Source organism: Acinetobacter sp. EKM10A (assembly GCF_011075215.1).
Taxonomy (GTDB): domain Bacteria; phylum Pseudomonadota; class Gammaproteobacteria; order Pseudomonadales; family Moraxellaceae; genus Acinetobacter; species Acinetobacter baumannii.
Window position 1 is genome coordinate 37,330 of record NZ_JAALLK010000012.1, and the last position, 23,082, is coordinate 60,411.

Genomic DNA, 23,082 nt, shown 5'->3' on the forward strand with positions numbered 1-23,082 from the left:
ATATGAAGGATGGGATGGCTAATGACCGATTTATCTCAAAAAGGGCAGGTTCGAATGTACCGACGGGGTGGCCAATACCCTGTAGACCTTGAAGCAATCCAGTTTAATGGAAACAACGGCTCCGAAATTGAACTCTGGCTTGGGGTTCACTGCTCAACCCAAATGAAAACAGTAGCCAGAGTAGGGGGAAATACTGATGAAGACTTTTCCCTTGTCATTCCCGGCATTGGTACAGCCGAGGCAGGTGATTACATCGCTAAAAACCTAGATGGAACGGTGGTCATCCTCAAGCCAGACTATTTCGAGAGCGAGTTTCAGGAAGTTATCACTTTCAACACGCCTGAACAGGAACATGAAGGGGCGGTTCCCGAAGTAGATGACGGCGCCTTGAAGTTTTTGAAGAAGTTCTGCAATGGATACCGCATCGTTTCAACATGCGACCTAACAGAATTGCAGATTGCAGAAGCCAACGTAGAAGGTCGTCTCTATATCGAACCTGAAGGTGGCTTCGGATGGGTAGCGCTCCCTTGGGAATTAACTACCGTCAGGGATCGGCAACGCGAAAAGTTCTACCAGATCAACAAGCAGTTGATTGAGCAAACCGATACGCGGGTGGCCGAATGAGCGAACTAAAAATCCAAATGTGGATTGTTGACGATGTAAAGCCTTACGAACTCAACGCCAAAATCCACAGTGAAGAACAAGTCGCCAAGATTGCCGAGTCGATTGCCCGCTTCGGTTGGGATCAACCCATTGTGGTAGATAAAAATGGCGTAATCATCAAGGGGCATGGTCGCCGTCTTGCAGCCATCAAGTTAGGTTTAATCGAAGTACCTGTTCTGGTCCGCGATGACTTGAATGAAGAACAGGTGAAAGCTGCACGCTTGGCCGATAACCGAGTTGCCATTGGTGACATTGATGCCGACCTGCTCAAGCTGGAGCTGCAATCCATCAACATCGAGTTCCTTGAGGACATCTTCGACAGCAAGGAGCTGGAGTTCATGCAAGCCGACCTCTCCGAAATGAACGTCGATGTGATTGTTGATGATCTGGACAGCGCGGTAGCCGAGCAACAGCGCCATACGGCAAATGCAGTATCGGAATCGAACGAAAAACCTATCCGAATCGACAAGGTTTTAGGGTTCAGCGAAGTATCGGGCAAAGAATCACGTTCCATTCACTACTTTATGGCCATTGCAGAAGATGCAACTGGACTAGAAGGGAAGGACGCTTTCGTAACGTATATCAGCAAATTGGTGGAGAGCGCTTAATGGCTGTTTATAACATCGATGTCCGATACAAAACGTCAGTTGAGCGTACCGAACGTGTACTGGAAATTGCCGAGTCGTTCGGGTTGGGCTTAGATGCGAAGGAATTTGTGGTTTTCGATAACACGCCAATTGAAATCGAGCAGGGAGACATCGTTTACATCACTGGTCAGTCTGGTGGCGGTAAATCGACCCTGCTACGGAAGCTGGCGGAACAAATGGAACAAAGCGGCTTAAAAGTCGCTGACCTGAATGCCATTGAGCATGATGACCGTCCAATCGTCGACCAGATTGGCGAAACACTAAAAGACGCTCTGGATGTACTCACCATTGCCGGCATCACTGATGCCTATATCTGGCTAAACAAGTTTGATGCCCTCTCGGACGGCCAACGTTATCGCTTCAAACTGGCAAAACTGATTGAGAGCAAGGCGGACGTCTGGATTGCAGATGAATTTCTTGCCGTTCTTGATCGAACTGTTGCCAAAGTTGTTGCGTACAACATTCAGAAAATTGCCCGAAAACTCGGAACAACCGTACTGGTTGCCACAACGCATGACGACATGGTTGAAGACCTCAACCCAAGCCTCTTCATTGATAAGCGATACCGCGAAAAAGTGGTAATCACCAAAGCACCTGAAGGATTTAAACAAGTATGACTAATCGATCAAAAAAAGTTGTAACTAAAGACACTGTAGATGCTCATGAATTCGCGTCAGAAGCATCCGAAACTGTTGCAGAGCAAATCGTTCAAGCAGAAGTTGTGGAGCGTTCTGAGAGCGAACCAGCGCAAACCAAGCGCACATTAACCCTATATTCTTCAACCGTCTGCTCACCTTGCAAGACCATCAAGCCGATTCTGGAAAAACAAATGCTAGGTCGCGCAACCGAATACCATGTGCTGACCATTGATCCAAACAATATCGAACCTGAAATCAAACAGCAGTTTGAAGAAGCGGGCGTAACGCAAGTGCCTACCCTGATCTGCAAGGAAGATGGCAAAGAGGTAGGTCGTTTATCGGGATACAGTGGTGTTCGACCGCTACTCGATGTCTTGAAAGCTTGGGAAGTGATTTAACAAAGGGCGTTTAACGCCCTTACTTGATTGAGAAAGGTATGGAAAAGGTTTTACTCGATACACCAGATATTCTCGTTACTCGTAAATCACCTAAGCAAAACCACAACCTGTCATTGCTCAAGGACATCATTGTGGAGCCGGGTGACAAGAGTGACTGGGACCTTCTGCACGAATTGCACTACAAGGCAGAAACGCTGCCGATCGGTTCAAGGTTCTGGAAAGTAACCCTGCATGGCAAGACCATTGGTGTCGGGATTCTGGCTGTTCCCAAAATGTTGCTTTCGGGTCGTAATGACTTGTTCAAATATCTACGTCCAAACGTCAACGGCAAGGATACCCGCCTGATCAATAAAAGTCGGGCTGAATGGCTAAACGAAAATGTCTGCACCAATAGCCGACTTGTACTGGACACCATCTACCGTGGTTGCGGGATTGCGTATCGTGCCCAAAATTTAATGATGCGCATGGTGGATAGAAAACATACCGAGTTCCAAAGCTCGATGTCGAAATTCAATCCATTCGCGGAAAGGGCAGGCATCAAGTTCACCCCGCCTAAGCAGGCGACCAATTATCAACGCGGTGTGGACTTCTTTGTGAAATGGTTTGAAACCAAGCATCCGACAGATGTTGTGGGGATTCTGGAGGAGCTGAGCTCCAAACCCGAACCTATCAAAAAGAAGATCATCGCTGAAATGCGGAAGTTCTATTACCAATACAGCTCTTTGGAAAAATCCGGCAATAACCGGCTGAATGGTTTTAGCCGTGTAGAGAGCATGCCTGTCGAAAAGCTGCTAAAGAACATTCAACAACTGGTTTTTGCGTCTCCGTTATATGGGGTCTATACCAATCCTGACTTGATCTACAAAGCCAAACATCCTGAGCACGAGATTCCCAAACGGGTATCAATTTTGGCATTTGACTGTCAGAAACCAGACGAACCCCTAAATGTTGAACTCATTAAATCAAGAGGGCTTTTATTCGAATGCAATTAGGTCTAACCCCAAAACAGATCGAATTACTGACAAAGATTCGCGATAAAAATCCAGACGGTTCTTTGCTCTCAATCGAACAGCTTCATGACGCCGTGAGTTACACCTGCACCCGACAAGCCATTACATGCAGCCTAAATTTTCTGATTAAAAGAGGCCTGATTGAGAAGAGCGGGCAAAACGTGGTGAGAAACGGGCGTAGATTTACGGTCGTCAGCATCAAGCCATTGGGCGAGGAAATACTAAACGCCTATGTACCTTCGCTACGGCAGGTACTTGTAGAAAATGAGGATGAGGAAATTGAAAAAATCTTCTAAGGTAAAAAGCGTTAAGAAAACCTCGCCAAGTTGGTTCCGCACTCCGTACAATCGCTTATGGTATGTTTTGGTCCAAGACCCAAAACAATTCTTGGCTATGGAAGATGAAAGCCATCATGCGCTTTACGAGATTGCTAAAGAGCATTTTCAGTCCCATTTTAAAGCCATCACTTTCTATGCCGCCAACAATTCGGGCGAGTTGATTGCCGCGATCTATTATCCGAGGATGTTTGACGCTGACGAAAATGAGGTACTAACCGTGCTTTGCCATGAGTGTGTTCACATATGGCAGGAATTCGCGGAAAGCCTACATGAACACGAGCCTTCGCGTGAATTTGAGGCTTATACCATTGATGAGATTTTTGGAAACGTCCTGACTGAATACCGCAAGTTAGTGGAAATCAATAAAGCCCATACCGAGAGTAAAGCCATTAAACATAAAAAACAGCCCGACCTTGTTTAATTCCGACATTTGGGTAATTTGGGTTTTCCGCAACTCTTCGAATAATATATTATTAATAAGTGCTTACTTTATTGTATTATTAATATATTCGGAAAACTGCGGAACTCCCAAATGTCCCAAGTACAGGAAATCTTTCTTATCGGCGAAGATTTTGAGCCAGGCATCGTCGGAAATTCTGAAATTGATATTTTATTGGGCCATGACACGGCGATCTGTGGAGAGTTCGCAATCAGGAAGGAAGATGGCTATACACACTGTCCGGACTATTGCGAGGATAAGAATATAACTTTCAGGGAGTTATACAAATTAAACTTACATCCACTCATCCTTCCAGCCAGCCATGAATCCTCCAAAAGACGCTCTAAAAAAGCTTTAGAGAAAGCCGAACAGCTTCAAGACAAGTTTGTTGCAGTCTTTATTCTTGGCTCTGAATTTTACGTAACCAGACCATTTGAAAGTGAAAATACAGCACTAGCTTGCGTGCTTTGGTATGCGCTTGCTTATTACTCTTAAATAAAATTATTAATAAGCGCTTATTATTTACTTTTGGTTTTATTTTGCTTATCCTAGAGGCCATCGGACATGTTTGAAATGGTGCGTGTCTGACTTTTTAGAGGGCGCATATCATTTAGTAGCTGGTACGCGCCTTTTTTTTAGGTGATTGCATGACTGAAGAAACAGCCAACAAACGCAGATACCCTTCAGCAAGTGCTTGGGCAGAAGCAGAGGCGTTATGGGCTTCTGGTGATGTGACCCTAGAGGACTTAGCCAAGAAAGTCGGGGTAAGCGCAACTTCCGTTTCCCTTCACATGAAGAAGCGGAAAATCACGAAAGGGGAGAAGGCCAAGGAACATTCCGAGCGTATCTCCAAACAGGTCGCCGAAGATATTTTGTCAGAAGGGACCGTACATAGCCAAAGAATTAAGGAAACCAAAGAAGAACATTACAAGATGGCGACGGGTCTAGCTCGCCTGACTTGGAATGAAATTGTCACTGCCAAGGCAAAGGGCGGTGCTTATGCGGCGATTCAACAAAATTTAAAAGCACTAGAAATCGCTTCGAATGTTTTGGCAAAGATCCGCCAAGAACGGTACGCCGTTTTAGGTTTGGATAAGCCTGATGCTGTAGATGCTACTCAACTTCCGGAATTGGTAATTGAAGAATTGACGGCCGATCAGGTTCAACAATTGAAAGAGCGTGATTTCAACAATGGTAATTACGACTTTGAAGATGAGGACATGTTAGAGCCATCAAATGATTCAGGGGAATGATGGTTTTAGATGGCAGATAAGGTTCGGCTTTCATTGCATCCAAAGCAAATGGAAGTCTATCTTTCAAATGCTCGATTTCGCGTAGTGGTTGCTGGTCGCCGATGGGGTAAGACCAGCCTTTCGCGTACTCTGATTATCAGTAAAAGTAGAAAGCCAAGACAAAGAATCTGGTACGTAGCGCCAACTTACCGAATGGCAAAACAAATCATGTGGAAGGATTTGATTGAAGCCATTCCTAGGAAGTGGGTAGTTAAGATTAACCATTCAAGTCTATCTATTGAACTTGTTAATGGCACCCTGATTGAACTTAAAGGCGCTGATGACCCAGACTCTTTGCGTGGTGTGGGTATCGATTTCTTGGTATTGGACGAATTCCAAGACATTAGCGAAGAGGCATGGACACAATGTTTGCGTCCTACCCTTGCCTCTACAGGTGGTCATGCCATCTTTATCGGCACACCTAAAGCATATAACCAGTTATATACCGTCTATATGCAGGGACAAGACCCGAAAAAGGTCAAAGCTGGCCAATGGCAGTCATGGCAGTTCCCAACCATTACATCTCCATTTATTCCTGAATCGGAAATTGAAGCGGCTAGAGCCGATATGGATGAGAAATCATTCAAGCAGGAATTTTTGGCTTCCTTCGAAACCATGTCTGGACGTGTTTATTACCCGTTTGATCGTAAGGAACATGTCGGGAAATATCCTTTTGATCCAAAACTGCCAATCTGGATCGGCATGGACTTTAACATCGACCCAATGAGTACCGTCATCATGCAGCCGCAACCAAATGGCGAAGTTTGGGTGGTTGATGAGATTGTCCAGTTTGGCTCTAACACGGAAGAGATTTGTGAAGAGATTGAACGGAAATACTGGCGGTATATGAAACAGATTGTCATTTTCCCCGATCCTGCTGGCGGTCAACGCCAACATGCTCGTGGTGAGTCCGACTTGGACATCATGCGCGAGAAGGGATTTAAGAAAATTCTTTACAGAAGAAAGCACCCTGCAATTGCCGACAGGGTAAATGCAGTTAACCGCATGTTGAGAACTGCGGATGGAACAGTTGCATTAAGGGTTGATGAAAAATGTAAGCATTTGATCAATTCATTTGAACAGACCATCTACAAACCAGGTGGACGTGATGTTGATAAATCAGGTGGTGTAGAACACAGTGCCGACGCCATTGGATATGCAATCGAACACCAATTCCCACTTCGTAAGATTGAAATTAAAGGCGTTTCAATTTAACCTATATTATTAGTAAGCGCTTACTAATATTTTGAAGGCGATAAGATGACAACCGAACTATCCTCATACGACCGACATGCAATAAGTTCGACCGCTTCCTCAGAAGAAGCGAATGACCCTCTTGTACGTTTAGTATCACGTCGTCATCCACTATATGAAGCCATGTCCAAACACTGGATGTTTATGGATGACACCTATAGCGGTGGCAGAGAATGGTTTAATCATCATATCTTCAAATACATCAAAGAGGGTGATGCCGAATTCAAGGATCGTATCTCACGCGCTTATCGTTTCAACCATACCCGCGAAGTTGTAGATTTAATTAATAAATATTTATTCAAGCAGGAAATCACCCGCAATAAGGTAGATGCTCCTGCCGACGTGGTGAAGTTTTGGAAAAACTGCACCAAGAGCGGCTTGACGATTAATGATTTCGTTCGCCAGATCAGTAAGAAAACCTCAATTTACGGTCGTATTGGGGTAGTTATTGATATGGATGCGGTACCAGAAGATCAAAGACCCTTAAACAAACGGGAAGAAAAGGAAGCTGGGCTATCTGCTTACGCCTACATCATCACTCCGCTTCAAATGCTGGATTATTCGTTTGATGATCACGGCAAATTAAACTGGATGCTGATTCATGAAGTGGTTCGCGATGATGAGGATCCACTAAATTCAACAGGCAAGGCGATTCACCGCTTCCGCTTATGGACGAAAACGGAATGGAAACTGTTCGAAAAGCAGAATGATGATCAGAACGGCAAGATTACGATTAAAGAGATTGATCGAGGTAGCAATACCATTGGTGAAGTCCCAATCATTCTGGCTGACAACATCATTTCAGACGAAGAATATTCTGCACCATCCCTGATCGATGACATCGCCTATCTGGACAGGGCGGTTGCCAATTATCTATCAAACCTTGACGCCATCATTCAGGACCAAACCTTCAGCCAGTTAGCCATGCCAGTACAAGGCATGCTGCCGGGCGATGAAAGCGAGAAAAAGCTCATTGAAATGGGCACCAAACGTCTCTTTACCTATGATGGGTCTGATGGCGCAAAACCTTACTACCTATCGCCTGATGTAAAGCAGGCTGACCTGATCATTCAAGTGGTCACCAAAATCATTAACGAAATCTATCACACCGTTGGGTTGGCCGGCGAAAGAACCAAACAGGATAACGCCGTAGGTATCGACAATAGTTCTGGTGTAGCTAAAGCCTATGACTTTGAACGGGTAAACGCATTGTTAGCAGCGAAGGCAGATAGCCTTGAAGCGATTGAAAACAAAATCGTTGATCTGGTTTGCAAACGTCATGGGGTCAAATTGAAGGAAGACAGCACTCCTTTAGTTTCATATCCAGATAACTTCGATACACGCGGCTTATACGACGAATTTGATATTGCTGCACGCCTGATGCTGATTGATGCACCAGAAACCATTCGCAGACATCAAATGGAGTCCATTGTTGAAAAGCTCTTTCCTCAATTAAGCAAGGCGTTGAAAGACGAAATGCTACGCGACCTAAAGAACTGGCCGACAGACCCTTTGGAAGAGTTGACCAACAGAACTACCGATACGACGGGAGAGGGGAATCTAAAGCGTAACATTACACGCTCCTCTTCCGGCACACCAACCAAACCATCGTCCAATAGCTCAACAAAGGCGAACAAAAAAACTCGCCAAGGGCAAGTGACAGAATCAACAAGCTAAGAGAACAGCGAGATTTTAGCTAAGAGAACAGCGGAGACACATTATGCCTTTATGGATGCAATTACTTATTAACGGCGGCGTTTTACGAAACCCAGCAGACGGCGAGGGAAATGACCTCGGCGGTGGCGGTGAGGGCGGCGGTAACAATGACGATGTTACTGACGATGACGATCAGGGCAAAGAGGCTGATTCGGAAAAAGATAAAGATGATGCCGATGAGCAAAAAGACAAACAGCCTAATGGTGGTAAAAACAAGCTTACCGACAAAGAAGCTGAATTAATCAAGGAAGTAATGAAACGCAAGGATCGTGAAAAGAAGCTTCTTCAAGAATTTGACGAATTCAAACGCCAGTTTGCAGACATTGATCCAGAATTGGCACGTAAGGCAATTGCCGCTCAAAAAGAAAAAGAAACTCGTGAGCTGGAAGAAAAAGGGGAATACGAGCGCGTTAAGCAAAGTATGGCCCAACAGCATCAGGCAGAAGTTAATCGTCTGCAACAACAAATTAAAGACTTACAACAACAGTTGGGAAGCAAGGATAGCCAGATCAATGAATTAACTATCGGCTCTAACTTCTCACGTTCCGCATACATTGCAGAGGAATTGACCTTAACCCCAAATAAGGCGCGTGCTTTATATGGCGCACACTTTGAAATCGAAAATGGAGAAGTGATTGGCTATGACAAACCTCGCGGCGCTGCAAATCGTACTGCATTGGTTGACAGTTATGGCAATCCGTTATCTTTCGACAAAGCGATGCAAAAAATCATCGAAGCAGATCCAGAGCGAGACACCTTGATCCGCTCTAAAGTTAATCCTGGAGCTGGCTCAAAAACCAAGCAAGAAAATAAAGGTTTGCAGAAAGAGCAACCTAAGACTTCCTTGGAAAAAATCATGGCTGGCTTAAGGGGTGAAAGTTAATATTTTCACTAAAAATTATTAGTAAGCGCTTATTGATAATCAAATAGGCGTTTGCTAATATTTGACCAGTAACCATCGGCGCTAGAGAGAGTTAGTTCGTCCGAAGAAAGCTAATCAGTAAATGGAGCATTATTAATGCCTTTATTGCGCGAAGAAGCGGAAAAACTCTCGAACAACCAACTTGTTCAAGGCGTTGTTGAAGAAATCATTGACCGCGATGACCTTTTTGCCATTTTGCCTTTTACACAAGTAAATGGTAAGGCATATGTTTACAACCGTGAAAAAACCCTTGGTGGTGCCAACTGGCTTGATCCTAATGAAGTGATCGAAGAAGAAGGCTCAACATTCGACGAAGTGACAGCGCATTTACGCATCTTAGCTGGTGACGTTGATGTTGATAAATTCTTAGACTCTACAATGGGTGATACGAACGCTCAAAAGGCGATTCAAATCAAGCAAAAGGCCAAAGGTGTTGCTCGCGAATTCCACCGTACTTTGGCTCGTGGTGATTCGAAAACTAACGCGAAAGAGTTTGACGGCTTTGACAAGCTTGTAACCTCTACTCAAATCGTTGACGCTGGTGCTGACGGCAATCCATTAACTCTTACCATGTTGGACGAATTGTGTGACGCTGTGCCGAATGGCGCAGACGTGATCGTAATGCGTCGTGGTACGATCCGTGCCTACCGTGCATTGCTTCGTGCAACCTATGGTACTGATGCCGTAATGCAACAGTTATCTAACTTTGGTCGCCCAATGCTTACTCACAACGGTATTCCTATCATCATGAATGATTGGATTGCCGGCGATGAAGTGAAAGGCACGAACTCAAAAACCACTTCGATTTATGCTGTACGCTTAAATGAAGTTGACGGTTTACACGGCCTTTATGGTGGTGGAAATGCAGGTATCGTTGTTGAAGACATCGGTACAGTGCAAAACAAAGATGCTACTCGTACACGTATCAAGTGGTACTGTGGTTTAGCTCTTAAATCCACTCGCTCAATTGCAGCAATTCGTGGCGTGACTAATATTTAACTATAAATATTAGTTAGCACTTATTGATAAAAAAGAGACTAGAAATAGTCTCTTTTTTATTGAAAGCATTATTTATATTGATTGTTTAAATATTAGTTATAACTTATTATTTAACTAAAATGGCAGGTTGGATTAAGCATGAAATTAAAATTAACCGGAGCTGGATTCGAAAATTATACAGGTCAAATGGGCGTGGTATTTTTTGAAAATGGCTTATCGAAATATGACGTGATGCCTAATGATGCAATTCGCATTGCAAGTACCATTGGCGCAGTATGGGAAAACGGCGATCCCGCGAATTTAGGTGCAATTCATACACAGAACCTTATGACTCCCGCACCTGATATTCGCCAACAGTCGGGACTTGAATTGCTGCACTCGATTACTGGTCATGCTCACTTAAATGCAGATCAGGTTCAGCAGCATTCCGATCAGGTTGCCAGTTTAACGACTGGGGTAGAAAAGCAGGAAAGTACAGCCAAGAAAGCGGAACCTAAATACACTCAGGAAGCTTTGGAAAAGATTGCTGATGAAAGTGGCATTGCGGGATTACGCGAGATTGCAGCCGAATTTAATGTCAAAGGCAATTCAATTGCCACATTAATCAAAGCCATCATGAATGCACAGGAATAATACCTGATGAATTACTACCTTGCCGGAACGTCAGTATCTCTTCCTATCAACTTTGTCGATGACGACGGAAATCCCCTTGAAGTGACCCAAGGAAGCTACCGTATTGTCGATCAAAACGGTGTAGAGATTAAGCCAAAGGCCGAATTCGATGTCACCCAAACCAAGGTAACTGTAGAGGCTGAATATAACCAGATTCCCGCTCTCAACCCTATGGAAATCAAGGTTGAGGACATGGACTCAATTGAGATCGATCATTTGCGTATTCTCCAATTTGATCTAATCAATCGGGATGGGAATACCTATGCGTTTGACGTCAGCTACCTCATTTCACCAAGAGAACGGTTGATTGTAGGTTTAAACAGTTTTCAGACATTAAATCAGGCAAAGCTGACAGCATTGACGATGCCGGAAACGGAAGTTTTCCTCACAGAAGGCGAAGTTCGTAAGGTAGCGGCTTTGATTGAGGCGAGACAGCGGATTTGCACGCTCAATATTCCAAGTGTCAATTTACGAGCCACGACACCATCCGCCTACCAGAAGCTATCAGAGCAATTTAAGGCTGCCTTGAGAAAGGCGCAAGTTGCGGAAGCGAATGCAATTCTTGGCGGTGGTGATCCCATCGAATTAGCTCTTGCACAGGGCCTTAAATCCAAAACCATTGGCGAAACCCATGAGAGCTATATCGGTGGGCGACAACTCAGGTTAGCGGTTAGCAAGGCAACTCTAAGATATTTGAGTGGCTTTGTATCGACAAGCAAGGTTATTGCGAGGGTTTAAAATGGACGAACAAAAGCGCTATTTGTTGGATTATTTCTCAATGAGATTCACGAGTCTCATGGATAATTATGTTATGGCAATAAATGGCGCTTTTTTCACTACAAGGCGCGCAGGCTATACGCCTTCGCAGTATCAGATTGAAAACGCCAAGAATTTTGTGGCTAACGCACATTATTTATTCCTTGAAGCTGCTGGCAACACTCTTGAGCAGATTGCATCAAATTTGGACGCTCAAGAGGTGGCTTACAACATGTTCGAACTTGAACATGTCAAAAATCAACTTGTATCTATTTCCATTGATATGTTGCGCCAAGCGAACCGCGCAATTTCTACAGGAATCCAAAACAAGGCGATTGAACTGCTTGGAAAGAATAATGCTCACGGCGCAATGGGCTTGTTAGTACAAAAGAAAATGGCTGAACTGGAAATTACCGCAACAGATAGTGCAGGGCGTAAATGGAGAGAGCCATCTAGTCTTGTAAAAACCATCGTTCGGGATTTCATTTATCAATCACTTGTAGATCACCAGATTAAGGCATTGCATGAATCTGGCATTGACCTGATTGCTGTACCTGACATTGATAAGCCTGTGTCCATTCAAGGGCAGGCAGGTTATGTGGCTTTAAAAGACGTAAGACATCACTTCCATCCGAATGGATATGACTTACCTGTAGGCTACACAGATGTTCACACCTAATCAGTTCTGCTTCGTTCGGGCAAGGAATGGCTATGATCACTTCGGTTTAGCCAAATTTGGGCTAAGACGAAAGGAACGTTGCGCCATCGTCAAGATGATTCAGCAAAGCAACAAGACCTCAGTTCGTGCGGACTCGTCTGCTTCGCGCGGCAACGCAAGGGAAGTGGTTGCAGATCTGGTCATTTTGCTTGAACCCAAAACCACGGCAACCATTGACTCAATCATTGAGTTTGGTGGGGACATGTATGTGGTGAAATCAGTCCATAAACGGTTTGATATTCGCGGCAAGCATGATCACACCGAAGCGGCATGTACCTACTGGAGTGATAACGAATGAATCCACTAATTCCTATCGCTCAAATGCTCAATGATGCAGGGGTCGCCACTTTAGGGCAAAACCTGTTTATCAACATGATGCCAATTTCCGTAACAAACGGAATCCTGCTAAGGAATCCAATCAACGGAACCAAAATTGATCATGAGTTAAAGGGTCATTACAACACCGAATTCAAGGTCATTGTAAGGACCACCAATTATGAGACGGGTTATAAATTGATGAAGAAGGTATTCAAGCTTCTTACACTGGATAACCATTTTGTTGAAGGTATGCACATTAAACAATGTTATCCGGACAATGAGCCAATCGAATATCCGATCTCAGAAGGGAACACTCTCGAACTGGCATCAGACTTCAAGATTGCCTTTAGCGAGATTACCTAATGGCCCGAAAGAACCTTCAGACCACAGGACTCAATGAGCTTCGCAAGAAACTCACCAAGTTAAGTGAAATGCCAAATGTTCTGGATTCCGAGCTAGGCAGTATTGCCAAACAGATGCGCGATACTGCCAAGGCTATGGCACCCATTGAATATGGTGGATTACGCGAATCGATCAAATATCGTCGGGTCGGTTATGAACGTAACAAGCTAGGACAGTTCTTTAAGGGAGGCTTGGGTCAGCATACCGTTTACGTTAATTTGAATCAGCCGAGTCGCGGAGCAACGGTTGCAAAGTATTTCTTCTTTGTACACGAGCACATGAGCGTCGGTCGTACTGGAGGAGAGTTCCAGCCTTCCGAATATTCCGTGATGAATAGCGCACTACTTGGCGAAGTTGCGGGCGGTCGATTCATGGAACGGGCCAGAGTCAAATACGAAGTGCAAATTACCAAACTTTTGCAGCACAGAGCGGACGAGTTTATTAAAACTTTGTTCTAGTGAAAGTGTTTAAATTCCAAACATTATGGTATTCTTGGCAATGCAATTATTAGTAAGCGCTTATTAATAGTATTGGAGTAATGTATGGCTAACAACGATACCTCAAACGTTAAGCTTGGTGTATGTAAAGTCTTCTTTGGCGGTGTTGATCTTGGCTTCACCAAAGGTGGCGTTGAAGTGACGGTAGAAACTGAAACCCACGAAGTTCAAGTAGACCAATACGGTAATACCCCAATTTCTGAATATGTAATGGGTCGTACCATTACCGTAGCCGTTCCTTTGGCTGAAACCACGTTAGATAACCTTGTTGCCACTATGCCGGGTGCAAAACTGGTAACAGATTCAACAGCCGGAACTTCAAAAGCCATTGTACCTACAGGCGTTGGCGTGAACTTGCTTGATTTCGCTGACGAGTTGGTATTGGTTCCTAAAGGCGTAAACGGCTCATTGAACTACAACGATGCAGTACGCGTTCCTAAAGCGGCAACTCCGGGTGCCATGACCTTTGCTTATAAGCTTGATGAAGAACGAATCTTCAACTGTAACTTCAAAGGCTACCCAGTCATTGAAGGCAATGATGAAGTGCTTTATCAGGTCGGCACAGTTACACCACCAGCAGCTAAAGCTTAATTTTCTCACAATATATTAGTAAGCACTTACTAATATATTTATGCAGCCTCATACCCGTGAGGCTGCTTTATAAGATTTTTCAGGAAGTTCGCTTATGAAATTACTCAACCTAGATCCATTAGTTAAATCAGTAGAAAAACGTGTAGTCGTCGTAAATGGAAAAAATCACGAAATCCGCACATTGAATGTGGAGCAGTTTCTCCAAATCGTCGATGAGTCCAAGTCGATTGTGGAACGCGCAGAAAAGGGCGAATTCACATTGGCAGATGAAGTTCGCTTAACGAGAAAAGTCGTCGGCTTGGCTATTCCAACCATGACGGAAGAAGAAATCAACAAGCTTGACGTAAGCCAGATTCAAGCCATTGCTGAATTTGCAAAAGGCAACGACGTCGAAGGGGTAGAGGAAGTCTCATCCGAAGAGACTCAGGAAGACCCAGAGGGAAAGTAGAAGTATTGGCAATCGATTTTGGCTTCATCTTTTGCCAAATCATGCACTTCTATTCAATGAGCTATGAATGCGTATTGAAACTACCAATACGCATTTTCTGGCTTCTTAGCAAAAACATTCAACGCATTCAGGCCAGAAACGACTTACGCCATCTAAACGTTTCTACAGCAGCCACGTTTGGTGCGGCAGCGTTCATGAGCGGTAACAGTAAATCTACCTTGACCAAAGACGTTACCGACCAATTACTCGCGGAACGGGGGGATGTCGTAAAAGTTAAATCAAATCCATTAGAAGCCAAATTGGACAGAGACGGTCTTGAAATGCTGCGAAGACTTAGCGCACCGAGGCAGTAAATATGGCTGGCGAAATTAACAATACGCTCAAACTTGATGTCAATCAATTTGACCAAGCTATTCAAAAGGCATCAGATCGCCTAGATAAGCTAGACAGCAATCTGGGGAAAACCAACGCTTCCGTCGAAAGCTTGGAGAAGATTCTTAGTGGTTTGGGCGGAGATATTCGCCAGCTCTCTTCCTCATTCAAAACGCTTGATGACAATCTGGCAGCTTCCTTGAAAATGTTAAGTGGGGTTCAGAAAAATACTGACTCACTTTCACGCTCATTGGATAGCGTAGACAAATCGGCATCAAAAACTGCCAAAACCACAGCGCAAGCAGCCAAAAGTATTGAAAATTTGGCTGACTTTACGCAAGCCTACGAGAAAAAGCTCAAAAATTTAAACCCACTTTTGAATAGAGTTTCAAAGGGTCAGCAGATTCTTGAGGCACACGCAAAAGCGACTGGTGACGAACTAGAGAAGCAATCAAAACGAACACTTGCGAATAACGCTAGAGCTTTACAGGCTGAGATTAAGAATAACGAGAAGCTGCTCGCTGAACGCCGTGAAATGGCTTATAAGGCCGCACAGATTCAGAAACGTGCGGAAGTTAATTTAGCAGTACAGCAAAAACTTTATAACGGCACATTCTTCGGCAAGAACAAGAATTCCACTTCTGAAAAAGCAGTGGAAATGCGCGCAAATATTGAATTGTGGCGTAAAGAGGCAGATGCGGCCAAGCTTGTTAAGGAGCAAATCAAGTCTGTCATTCGTGATATTGAATATCAAAATGGCGAGCTGCAAAAAGGTGTAAACCTGCTCAATCAGCAGATTGAACGCACCCGCGCACTTAAAAACCAGCAATCTGTAGAACAAGCCAAATCCCGTCAGGAACAAAAGAGCCTAGACACAGCACGTAAACGCCAAGAGCTTGAAAAGAGAACCGAGGCTTGGTGGAAAGAAGCGCTCTTTAACCGTGAACGAAGAGAGGAAGAGGCTGAGCGCAGACGCATTGAAAAACGACGTCAATTAGAGCAGGAGTATTCAAACTGGTTTAATCGCGAACTCGACAAACGCGAACGCCGAGAAGCCGATGCACGCCTAAAACAGCGCCCTCTAATTCGAAACATCGATGAAGAACGCCAAGCTCAGACACGAACTGCGGATGCTCGTCGTAAGCTGGAACTTGATTATACGGGTTGGTGGACAAGAACGCTCAATAACCGAGATCAAGCTGCTCAACGCGCTGCCGAGCAGGCGGAACGTGACGCTCATCGCGTGAGAATGCAGCAGCTTAATGAAGAGCGTAAGGCTCAAGAGCTATTGCATCGAGAGCAAATGTCTGTTGCCAAAGACCTTGCCGCAATGTACGCAAGTATCAAGATCAATCAAGGTCTAGGCGGCGCTGTACACAAAAATATGGAATTAGAGCAATCTAAATTCCGTCTATCATTGTGGAATCTTCCAAAAGAAGAACAAGAACGATTCCTTCAAAAATCCAGAGATTTAACCAAGACTGAGAAATATCTCACCAATACAGAAGCCATTGATGCCCGTCTTGACGCTATGGCTGCAATGGGTGGCAACCACGAAAAGACCATTGATGCCACATTAGCAACTGCTACCCGTGTGGCTCACATCTTACGTGCAACGGGTAATGAAACAGGTTCAAACAGCGACCTAGTGAAAAACTTGTACGGATTCGCCGAATCCCGCCAAGTCATGAACAATGTCGATGAAATTAACAAATCATTCGAGACGCTGTTAAAAATCTCCAATATTTCAAACGGCAAAATCAAAATTGCCGACGTTGAAACCATTGCGCGTAACATGGGCGGTATGCGAGCTGACGTCTCAGCCGATGGCTGGTTAAAAATCGCAGCGCTTGGTGAGCAGTTCAAGACCGCTGGTGGTGGTAACGGTGGTGGCGGGGGTATCGCAACCGTAGGTACGATGCTCAAGATGATGGGTTTATACGGTTCGGGTAAGACAATTACCAATCGTGCCGTAACCGATCTGATGGGCGCCGATATCCTCAACGAATTCAAGGACGGCGATGCTGAGAAGGCGTTCAGAGAAAACGCTAAAAATATCAAAGAATTTACCAAAATGATGAAGAACGCGGGCTTCAAGGACTTGAAGTCGATGGGCGAAGATCCGGTTAAGTTCTTCTCATCTTTACGCGGTCAGATTCTTGATTACATGATGCGTGAAGATAACTTCACCCGCTTCTTTGGTGAAGGGACCAAGCGTTGGACCTACAACCAGAAAGGTCAGATGATCAACAGCGAAGGCAAAGTTGTTGATCCGAATGAACAAAACAAAATTGAGCGCACGGGCTTTACTCGTTGGGCTTCTGGCATGGGCTGGTCAAATAAAACCGTAGACGGTTTGACCACCATGTTAGATAAACGCTTCATTGACCGCGCAAATGAAGTGGCAGAAAGCGCTAAACGTTCAGCAGAAAGTCAGCAGGCCCTAAAAGAAGCTCAAGACACATTAAAGGGTAGCACAGACAACCTAATGGCTTCATTGGGACGTTTGGCTGAATCATTTGCTCCGCTTCTACCTTTTTTAACGGGCTTCGTTAATGGTCTAACCAAAGCGGTAGACGGCATTGCAAACTTGATGAATTTGCATCCCGCAATTGCCATTGTGACAGGTCTTGGAGCTGGTTTTGGCGCCCTAACCTTAGCGACAAGTTTATTTTTTGGGAAATTAAGCCTAGTTAGTCGCCTAGTTACAACACTCCTTCCTGCATTGGGTGGCTTGGGTAAGACTGCTCAAACCTCTTCCGGTCAATTGGCTACCGCAACAAGCACTGCAAATAACTTAGGGCAGGCGGTATCAAAAATGGGCGATGGCACAAAAAATGTTGTGCCTAAAGTTTCCAATATGAGTACACGCGTCCTTGGCATTTTGGGCGGCATGTTACGCTGGGCAGGCTGGGTCGGGTTAGGACTTCTTGTAGGTCAAATGTTCATTTCTTGGCTTGATAGCGTCAACAAGAATGAAACCCCGTTAAGATCATCCTTCCAACGGTTAGTGCAAGGCTTACGGGATGACCTGATCGCAGGGTTAAAAGGTCTACATACCATCTGGAACAATGCTTTAATCCAGTTAGGCATTGATACAGAAAACGCACGCCGTAATCTCCGTGATTTGGCAAACTACAAAGGCGAAGTTTTAAAAATCCCAGTTAAAGGTGTAACGGCTGAAGAGGGCGGTGGCTTTACCTCAACACCTGCAACCCGTGAACTTGGCAAGAAAATCACCAAATTGCTTGAGAAGCGGGAGCTTGTACAAAAGGGGAAAGGCTTCTTAACGAATGCGCTTGACGGTGGCAAACAGCAATTAAAAGAAATTGACGATATGCTTGCCGGGTACAGACGCGGCATGAAATTAGGCGGGCTGGTTTATATCGAGAAAGGCCCATACGCTGGACAAGTCGTTCTTAAAAAGGACATTGAAAAGAACGCCAAGCTTCTCAAAAATAAGCAGAAGCAAGCTGCTGCCGCTAAAACTTCGTCTGCAACCTCTACAGGAAGTGTATTACCTACACCGTCAAATCTTGCCGATTATTCTGCACCGGCAATTGGTTCTGGTGGAGGCTCAACGCCTAAAGAGAAAACTGGACGAGGTTACGATCGCCAATGGAACAACCTATATCGTGCTGATGTTGAGAAAGCCTTGTTGGGCGCTCAAGACCGCGAGACTGATATTAGTGAAATTCTCGGTCAGCCTGTTGACTACCTCAAGAGAGCGAAGAACGACTTTATCGAGCGTTGGATGAGCGGAAAATGGGATGACAATAATGACCCACGCTCACGTCCATTCACGAAGGGTACATACAATCCTGATACAGGTTGGACTAAGGATCAAATTGACTGGGACGGCATGTACAAAGGTCAACATGTCAATGAGTTCCTTAACGCCCAAATGAAGAAGTTGATGGCCGATGACTACAAGGCATCAATTCAGTTTGCCGCTGAAAGATCGGCTTCAACAGATGAGGACTTTAAGAACGTCCTTGATCAATTTGTCGAGAATGACACCAAGAAATCTGATGCCTTAATGGCTTTAGAACGTCAGTTCGCCCGTTATGAAGTGCGTAATCCAATGGCACTTCAAGCAGGCGGTTATAACGACTTCAAGGACTTTGCGCTTAACCATCAGGTGGCCAAGGACACTTTATCCAAAGCTTATGAGTCTAAAAACATCAATAAACAACTCTCCATTGACCTAATGGATAGTGAAGTTGATCGACGTCAATCTTCTGCCGACTATGCGTATGATGAAGTTGCCAAGGAGATCAATGAGCAGCGTAAGGCGCTAGAAAAGCGGATTCAGATTACCAAAACCATGATGGAAAACGATGAGGCTGCCAAGAAGGAATATGCAGAACTCATCAAAGCCAAAGAGCTGGCTGAAGAGGAATTCACCAAGCGCTTAATGCTTGAAAATGAAAAGCGTGTTCGCGCCTCTGAATCCGCAACACAGCAGATGCTACGCCAATACCGTGATCTGAAAGTCGGTATTGAAAGCATTAACCAGAAGTGGACAGAAAGTGCTATCGACTCAGTTGCCGACCTCATTACAGGACGGATGAGTTTCAAGGACTTCGACTGGCGTCAAATTGGATCTGATATTTTTGCCGATTATGCAAAAGTCTTTGTAAAAGATTCAGCAAGTAAGCTAATTACCAACGTAATGGGTAACCAATCCATTTTTGATCTTGGTAAATCCTTATTGAGCGGTAAAGCTGCTGGCGGAATGGGCTGGGCATCAGACTTGCTAAATAGATGGCGCGGTTTAGGTCCTTATGCTCCGGCTGTTGACCCAAATACAGGCGAATCTACAAGTGCTGCGGTCAATACTGAAATTACTGACACTATACCGCTATTTGACAAACTACGCGCTACCTTAAATCCACTGACTCAAGGATTAAGTTCATTATGGGAAAATGTCAGCAGCGCATCACAGGGTCTTTGGACTTTTGCGTCAGATGCTATCAGCAAGGCAATTAATGCTTTGTTCCAATGGGCAACAAGCCTGTTAGCATCAAGCACAGCTTCCAGCGGCTCATCGGGCGGTAACTGGTTAGGTACATTGTTCCAAGTCGGAATGGCCGCTTATGGAGCTTACAGCGGTGCAGGAGCAGGTATTGGAGACATTAGTAGCGGTGCTTCATATCAAGTCGGCGGTGGCTTCAACAGCGCTGTAGGTTGGAGTGGTACATCACAGTTCGCCAAGGGTGGAATTTTTACCAACTCTATCGTGAATGAACCTACACCGTTTATGTTTGCCAAGGGTGGAAGTTTTGCAAACGGTCTGATGGGAGAAGCAGGGCCAGAAGCAATCATGCCGCTTACTCGCGATTCATCGGGCAGACTCGGTGTTTCCATGTTGGGAGCGGGTGACGCTTCAAACGACATGCAAAATCACGTTCAAATCCAAATCACCGTAAACAACGATGGAAGCTCTTCTACAAGCGCATCTGGCGGTGATGCTCAAGAATATAAACAAATGGCGAAGCAGGTCGAAGCCATTGTCATGAGCACCTTGGACAAACAAAGCAGACCGGGAGGAAGATTATATAAGAAATAATATAATTACCCCTTTAATATTAGTAAGCGCTTACTTATAATTAGGTGGGCGCTTAATTTCATTCTGAGTCTTATGGAATTTATTTGGAAGCCCGATTTGGGCGCTGAAAAGTCGAAAAAACCTTCCGTCTCTACGGTCAAGTTTAATGATGGCTACGAAGCCCGTATTCCAAATTCTATTAACCCAAGTTTGCGGGTATGGAACTGCACCTTTACCAACAACCTGCAAACGGCAAATGAAATTGACGAGTTTCTTAACAAAGCCAATGGCACAACCGCGTTTGATTGGATTGACCCACAAGGCAAAAAGGGCAAGTTCGTCTGCCGCGAATGGAAGATGAATCAAATCAAATTTGGTGTTTTTCAGATTACCGCAGTGCTTGAAGAGGTTTATGAATAATGGGCGAGAAAATCGCTGTAGCTGAAATTCAATCGTTGTCACCAACAGCAGAAGTTGAACTGTTTGTTATTGATACAACTAAATTTGGGGGCGATGTTATTCGTTTTTGTTCTGGCGTAAATGCGTTTCACCAACCGATCTACTGGCAGGGAGAACGCTATGACCCTTTGCCTATTGAAGCAAGTGACTTTGATGTAAGCAGTCAGGGCACTTTGCCTACGCCTAAGCTAATTCTGGCAAACGTAAGTGGCTTATTTTCGTCACTTGCGGCGGAGCTGGACAACCTTATTGGATGCAAGGTTATCCGTAAACGTACATTTGGCCGCTTCCTTGACGAAGTGAACTTTCCTAATGGAAATCCCGAAGCCGACCCAACGCAACATTTGCCAGATCAAATTTGGTTTATTGATCGAAAGGTTAATGAAAGCCGCGTTTCAATTGAATGGGAATTGGCATCAGCCTTTGATTTCCAAGGCGTTCAACTACCTTTCGGTCAGGTGACCAAGAATGCATGTCGCTGGCAGTACCGTTCGCCAGACTGCGGTTGGACAGGCGGTTATTTCACAAAGGATGACAAGCCGACAGATGACCCGAATCTTGATGCCTGCGGGAAACGGGTTAGCTCTTGTACTTGCCGATTTGGTGAAAATGCCGTTCTTCCATACGGCGCATTCCCAGGGGTGCAGCGCGTATGATCGACACACGCCTACTTAATGAAATTAAACAACATGCGATGGATTGTTATCCAAATGAAGCTTGTGGCTTTATTGTTGTCAATAAATATAAGTTAGCGCTTACTATAAAATGTCGTAACGATTCGCCGTTCCCGAAAACTCAGTTTCTTATTAATCCCGATGAGTATCTTCGCGCAGAACAGGAAGGTGAAATTGTTGGTGTATGGCATACGCATACCAATGGCAATCCGAAGCCAACCGAATCTGATTTGGCCGGCTGTGAAGTGACAGGCTTGCCTTGGTACATGCTAATGGTCGAGAAGAAAGGGGACGAATTCCACTTTAACGATCTCGTAGAGTTTTCACCAACCGGATATGAAGCCCCATACGAAGGTCGTCCATATGTATATGGCTCTTTCGATTGCTGGACGCTTTGCCGCGACTTTTACCTACGTGAGTTTGGTATCGAACTTCGTGACTACCCGCGTGTAGAGAAGTTCTGGACCAATGAAGAAACCAATTACTTCATCAATAAGTACGAAGAAGTAGGGCTTGTCGATGTGACAAATCAGCCCCTTCAGTACGGCGACATTCTCTTCATTCAAACCGACGGAAGTGGCAACCCGAACCACGCAGCCATTTATGTCGGTACAGAAAAAATCCTTCATCACTGCGAGGGTCGTTTATCTCGCTACGACGCCTATGTCTACGGCTCCTACTGGCTTAAGCACACTGTTAAGCAAATGAGGCACAAAAGTAAATGTTAGTCGATGTTTATTTGCATGGAGAACTTGGAAAGAAATTTGGCAAAAAGTGGAGCGTTGCCGCGCGAGGTCCAAGTCACGCTTTAAGACTTATCAACGCAAATACCTCTGGTTCATTGGTCAACTGGTTGCGTGAAAAAGCAGCCAAATTCGCTCATTACCGCGTTTTATGCGAATTCCAAGATGGAACCAAGCGTCAATTATCTGATGAGGATTTTGGCTTGGTTCACGGTGAACTCAAAACCATTCGTTTTGTACCTGTGGTTGTCGGTGCAGGTGGTAATGGTGTCTTGCAAACAGTGGTCGGTGTTGTCCTTCTAGTTGCCAGTATTTGGTATCCAGCTTTATTACCAACAGCATTCGGGATGCTCGCAGGCGGTATCTCTCAATTACTTGCGCCTAAACCTAAGAAAAATGGCGAGTCCCAACGAAGAACGTCCCATTACTTCAATGGCACTGAACAGACCGAAGTTCAGGGCGGACCAATTCAGCTCATTTACGGCAGATGTCTAGTTCAGGGAACGCCTATTTCAGTCGCTATGTCGATTGACCAGTTGTTGTTTGAAGGCGAATAAGCAAGTTA

At 44.8% G+C, this 23,082-nt stretch carries 27 protein-coding genes; all 27 read left to right on the top strand.

Going from position 1 to position 23,082, the window contains the following annotated elements; genetic code table 11:
- Positions 1-21: 21 nt before the first annotated feature.
- Complete coding sequence (locus tag G9371_RS14285; RefSeq protein ID WP_000131110.1) at positions 22-624, top strand: hypothetical protein; 603 nt, start codon at positions 22-24, stop codon at positions 622-624.
- Positions 621-1,271, top strand: coding sequence for a ParB/Srx family N-terminal domain-containing protein (locus G9371_RS14290; protein ID WP_001292430.1), 651 nt, complete (start codon positions 621-623; stop codon positions 1,269-1,271). The genes G9371_RS14285 and G9371_RS14290 overlap by 4 nt, the downstream gene beginning before the upstream one ends.
- The gene (locus tag G9371_RS14295; RefSeq protein ID WP_000312034.1) at positions 1,271-1,927 is read left to right on the top strand and encodes an ATP-binding cassette domain-containing protein; all 657 of its coding nucleotides are present in this window, start codon (positions 1,271-1,273) and stop codon (positions 1,925-1,927) included. Before G9371_RS14290 ends, G9371_RS14295 begins: the two co-directional genes overlap by 1 nt.
- The gene (locus G9371_RS14300) at positions 1,924-2,346 is read left to right on the top strand and encodes a thioredoxin family protein (RefSeq protein WP_000184979.1); all 423 of its coding nucleotides are present in this window, start codon (positions 1,924-1,926) and stop codon (positions 2,344-2,346) included. Before G9371_RS14295 ends, G9371_RS14300 begins: the two co-directional genes overlap by 4 nt.
- Before the next feature lie 38 nt (positions 2,347-2,384).
- Positions 2,385-3,338: a hypothetical protein gene (locus tag G9371_RS14305; RefSeq protein WP_000416809.1), complete on the top strand. Its 954-nt coding sequence runs from the start codon at positions 2,385-2,387 to the stop codon at positions 3,336-3,338.
- Positions 3,329-3,652 carry a hypothetical protein gene (locus tag G9371_RS14310; RefSeq protein ID WP_001175928.1) on the top strand — a complete coding sequence of 108 codons (324 nt, stop codon included), beginning with the start codon at positions 3,329-3,331 and terminating at the stop codon, positions 3,650-3,652. The genes G9371_RS14305 and G9371_RS14310 overlap by 10 nt, the downstream gene beginning before the upstream one ends.
- On the top strand, positions 3,627-4,115 hold the full coding sequence (locus tag G9371_RS14315) for a hypothetical protein (protein WP_001228682.1): 489 nt from the start codon (positions 3,627-3,629) through the stop codon (positions 4,113-4,115). Before G9371_RS14310 ends, G9371_RS14315 begins: the two co-directional genes overlap by 26 nt.
- A 111-nt stretch (positions 4,116-4,226) precedes the next feature.
- Positions 4,227-4,628: a hypothetical protein gene (locus G9371_RS14320; protein WP_000084570.1), complete on the top strand. Its 402-nt coding sequence runs from the start codon at positions 4,227-4,229 to the stop codon at positions 4,626-4,628.
- A gap of 152 nt (positions 4,629-4,780) precedes the next feature.
- Complete coding sequence (locus tag G9371_RS14325; protein WP_000134192.1) at positions 4,781-5,386, top strand: hypothetical protein; 606 nt, start codon at positions 4,781-4,783, stop codon at positions 5,384-5,386.
- Positions 5,387-5,395: 9 nt separating this feature from the next.
- Complete coding sequence (locus G9371_RS14330; RefSeq protein ID WP_000764108.1) at positions 5,396-6,640, top strand: phage terminase large subunit; 1,245 nt, start codon at positions 5,396-5,398, stop codon at positions 6,638-6,640.
- Between the two features lie 45 nt (positions 6,641-6,685).
- Complete coding sequence (locus G9371_RS14335) at positions 6,686-8,356, top strand: phage portal protein (RefSeq protein WP_000206081.1); 1,671 nt, start codon at positions 6,686-6,688, stop codon at positions 8,354-8,356.
- Positions 8,357-8,399: 43 nt separating this feature from the next.
- On the top strand, positions 8,400-9,278 hold the full coding sequence (locus G9371_RS14340; RefSeq protein ID WP_001131896.1) for a DUF6651 domain-containing protein: 879 nt from the start codon (positions 8,400-8,402) through the stop codon (positions 9,276-9,278).
- A 135-nt stretch (positions 9,279-9,413) separates the two neighbouring features.
- A complete protein-coding gene (locus G9371_RS14345) occupies positions 9,414-10,316 on the top strand; it encodes a major capsid protein (protein ID WP_001130341.1) in 903 nt (300 codons plus the stop codon).
- Between the two features lie 138 nt (positions 10,317-10,454).
- A complete protein-coding gene (locus tag G9371_RS14350; protein ID WP_000769019.1) occupies positions 10,455-10,949 on the top strand; it encodes a hypothetical protein in 495 nt (164 codons plus the stop codon).
- Positions 10,950-10,955: 6 nt separating this feature from the next.
- On the top strand, positions 10,956-11,726 hold the full coding sequence (locus tag G9371_RS14355; RefSeq protein WP_001110365.1) for a hypothetical protein: 771 nt from the start codon (positions 10,956-10,958) through the stop codon (positions 11,724-11,726).
- Between the two features lie 58 nt (positions 11,727-11,784).
- Positions 11,785-12,423: a hypothetical protein gene (locus G9371_RS14360; RefSeq protein ID WP_000371159.1), complete on the top strand. Its 639-nt coding sequence runs from the start codon at positions 11,785-11,787 to the stop codon at positions 12,421-12,423.
- Positions 12,410-12,760, top strand: a complete 351-nt coding sequence (locus G9371_RS14365; RefSeq protein WP_000494965.1) for a hypothetical protein — start codon at positions 12,410-12,412, stop codon at positions 12,758-12,760. The genes G9371_RS14360 and G9371_RS14365 overlap by 14 nt, the downstream gene beginning before the upstream one ends.
- Positions 12,757-13,143 carry a minor capsid protein gene (locus tag G9371_RS14370; protein ID WP_001068664.1) on the top strand — a complete coding sequence of 129 codons (387 nt, stop codon included), beginning with the start codon at positions 12,757-12,759 and terminating at the stop codon, positions 13,141-13,143. Before G9371_RS14365 ends, G9371_RS14370 begins: the two co-directional genes overlap by 4 nt.
- Positions 13,143-13,640 carry an HK97 gp10 family phage protein gene (locus G9371_RS14375; RefSeq protein WP_000101578.1) on the top strand — a complete coding sequence of 166 codons (498 nt, stop codon included), beginning with the start codon at positions 13,143-13,145 and terminating at the stop codon, positions 13,638-13,640. The genes G9371_RS14370 and G9371_RS14375 overlap by 1 nt, the downstream gene beginning before the upstream one ends.
- An 84-nt stretch (positions 13,641-13,724) precedes the next feature.
- A complete protein-coding gene (locus G9371_RS14380) occupies positions 13,725-14,270 on the top strand; it encodes a hypothetical protein (protein ID WP_000002670.1) in 546 nt (181 codons plus the stop codon).
- A gap of 94 nt (positions 14,271-14,364) precedes the next feature.
- The gene (locus tag G9371_RS14385) at positions 14,365-14,718 is read left to right on the top strand and encodes a hypothetical protein (RefSeq protein WP_000771531.1); all 354 of its coding nucleotides are present in this window, start codon (positions 14,365-14,367) and stop codon (positions 14,716-14,718) included.
- Positions 14,719-14,723: 5 nt separating this feature from the next.
- The gene (locus tag G9371_RS14390; RefSeq protein ID WP_001982243.1) at positions 14,724-15,071 is read left to right on the top strand and encodes a hypothetical protein; all 348 of its coding nucleotides are present in this window, start codon (positions 14,724-14,726) and stop codon (positions 15,069-15,071) included.
- Between the two features lie 2 nt (positions 15,072-15,073).
- Positions 15,074-20,662 (top strand): tail length tape measure protein, encoded by a 5,589-nt coding sequence (locus G9371_RS14395; protein WP_000896671.1) that lies wholly within the window; start codon positions 15,074-15,076, stop codon positions 20,660-20,662.
- Positions 20,663-20,734: 72 nt separating this feature from the next.
- Complete coding sequence (locus tag G9371_RS14400) at positions 20,735-21,061, top strand: phage tail protein (RefSeq protein WP_000394499.1); 327 nt, start codon at positions 20,735-20,737, stop codon at positions 21,059-21,061.
- Positions 21,061-21,756 (top strand): phage minor tail protein L, encoded by a 696-nt coding sequence (locus tag G9371_RS14405; protein ID WP_000504046.1) that lies wholly within the window; start codon positions 21,061-21,063, stop codon positions 21,754-21,756. The genes G9371_RS14400 and G9371_RS14405 overlap by 1 nt, the downstream gene beginning before the upstream one ends.
- Positions 21,753-22,502, top strand: coding sequence for a C40 family peptidase (locus tag G9371_RS14410; RefSeq protein ID WP_000567460.1), 750 nt, complete (start codon positions 21,753-21,755; stop codon positions 22,500-22,502). Before G9371_RS14405 ends, G9371_RS14410 begins: the two co-directional genes overlap by 4 nt.
- Positions 22,496-23,074 (top strand): tail assembly protein, encoded by a 579-nt coding sequence (locus G9371_RS14415; protein WP_000959558.1) that lies wholly within the window; start codon positions 22,496-22,498, stop codon positions 23,072-23,074. The genes G9371_RS14410 and G9371_RS14415 overlap by 7 nt, the downstream gene beginning before the upstream one ends.
- The last annotated feature ends 8 nt before the right edge of the window (positions 23,075-23,082 follow it).

Bases quoted from the DNA above. Each gene is read 5' to 3' on its own strand.
- G9371_RS14315 (WP_001228682.1), top strand. From the start codon at position 3,627: ATGAGGAAATTGAAAAAATCTTCTAAGGTAAAAAGCGTTAAGAAAACC.
- G9371_RS14285 (WP_000131110.1), top strand. From the start codon at position 22: ATGACCGATTTATCTCAAAAAGGGCAGGTTCGAATGTACCGACGGGGT.
- G9371_RS14405 (WP_000504046.1), top strand. From the start codon at position 21,061: ATGGGCGAGAAAATCGCTGTAGCTGAAATTCAATCGTTGTCACCAACA.
- G9371_RS14345 (WP_001130341.1), top strand. From the start codon at position 9,414: ATGCCTTTATTGCGCGAAGAAGCGGAAAAACTCTCGAACAACCAACTT.
- G9371_RS14295 (WP_000312034.1), top strand. From the start codon at position 1,271: ATGGCTGTTTATAACATCGATGTCCGATACAAAACGTCAGTTGAGCGT.
- G9371_RS14320 (WP_000084570.1), top strand. From the start codon at position 4,227: ATGTCCCAAGTACAGGAAATCTTTCTTATCGGCGAAGATTTTGAGCCA.
- G9371_RS14355 (WP_001110365.1), top strand. From the start codon at position 10,956: ATGAATTACTACCTTGCCGGAACGTCAGTATCTCTTCCTATCAACTTT.
- G9371_RS14370 (WP_001068664.1), top strand. From the start codon at position 12,757: ATGAATCCACTAATTCCTATCGCTCAAATGCTCAATGATGCAGGGGTC.
- G9371_RS14380 (WP_000002670.1), top strand. From the start codon at position 13,725: ATGGCTAACAACGATACCTCAAACGTTAAGCTTGGTGTATGTAAAGTC.
- G9371_RS14385 (WP_000771531.1), top strand. From the start codon at position 14,365: ATGAAATTACTCAACCTAGATCCATTAGTTAAATCAGTAGAAAAACGT.
- G9371_RS14340 (WP_001131896.1), top strand. From the start codon at position 8,400: ATGCCTTTATGGATGCAATTACTTATTAACGGCGGCGTTTTACGAAAC.
- G9371_RS14410 (WP_000567460.1), top strand. From the start codon at position 21,753: ATGATCGACACACGCCTACTTAATGAAATTAAACAACATGCGATGGAT.
- G9371_RS14330 (WP_000764108.1), top strand. From the start codon at position 5,396: ATGGCAGATAAGGTTCGGCTTTCATTGCATCCAAAGCAAATGGAAGTC.
- G9371_RS14365 (WP_000494965.1), top strand. From the start codon at position 12,410: ATGTTCACACCTAATCAGTTCTGCTTCGTTCGGGCAAGGAATGGCTAT.
- G9371_RS14400 (WP_000394499.1), top strand. From the start codon at position 20,735: ATGGAATTTATTTGGAAGCCCGATTTGGGCGCTGAAAAGTCGAAAAAA.
- G9371_RS14300 (WP_000184979.1), top strand. From the start codon at position 1,924: ATGACTAATCGATCAAAAAAAGTTGTAACTAAAGACACTGTAGATGCT.
- G9371_RS14415 (WP_000959558.1), top strand. From the start codon at position 22,496: ATGTTAGTCGATGTTTATTTGCATGGAGAACTTGGAAAGAAATTTGGC.
- G9371_RS14310 (WP_001175928.1), top strand. From the start codon at position 3,329: ATGCAATTAGGTCTAACCCCAAAACAGATCGAATTACTGACAAAGATT.
- G9371_RS14290 (WP_001292430.1), top strand. From the start codon at position 621: ATGAGCGAACTAAAAATCCAAATGTGGATTGTTGACGATGTAAAGCCT.
- G9371_RS14360 (WP_000371159.1), top strand. From the start codon at position 11,785: ATGGATAATTATGTTATGGCAATAAATGGCGCTTTTTTCACTACAAGG.
- G9371_RS14350 (WP_000769019.1), top strand. From the start codon at position 10,455: ATGAAATTAAAATTAACCGGAGCTGGATTCGAAAATTATACAGGTCAA.
- G9371_RS14395 (WP_000896671.1), top strand. From the start codon at position 15,074: ATGGCTGGCGAAATTAACAATACGCTCAAACTTGATGTCAATCAATTT.
- G9371_RS14305 (WP_000416809.1), top strand. From the start codon at position 2,385: ATGGAAAAGGTTTTACTCGATACACCAGATATTCTCGTTACTCGTAAA.
- G9371_RS14375 (WP_000101578.1), top strand. From the start codon at position 13,143: ATGGCCCGAAAGAACCTTCAGACCACAGGACTCAATGAGCTTCGCAAG.
- G9371_RS14325 (WP_000134192.1), top strand. From the start codon at position 4,781: ATGACTGAAGAAACAGCCAACAAACGCAGATACCCTTCAGCAAGTGCT.
- G9371_RS14335 (WP_000206081.1), top strand. From the start codon at position 6,686: ATGACAACCGAACTATCCTCATACGACCGACATGCAATAAGTTCGACC.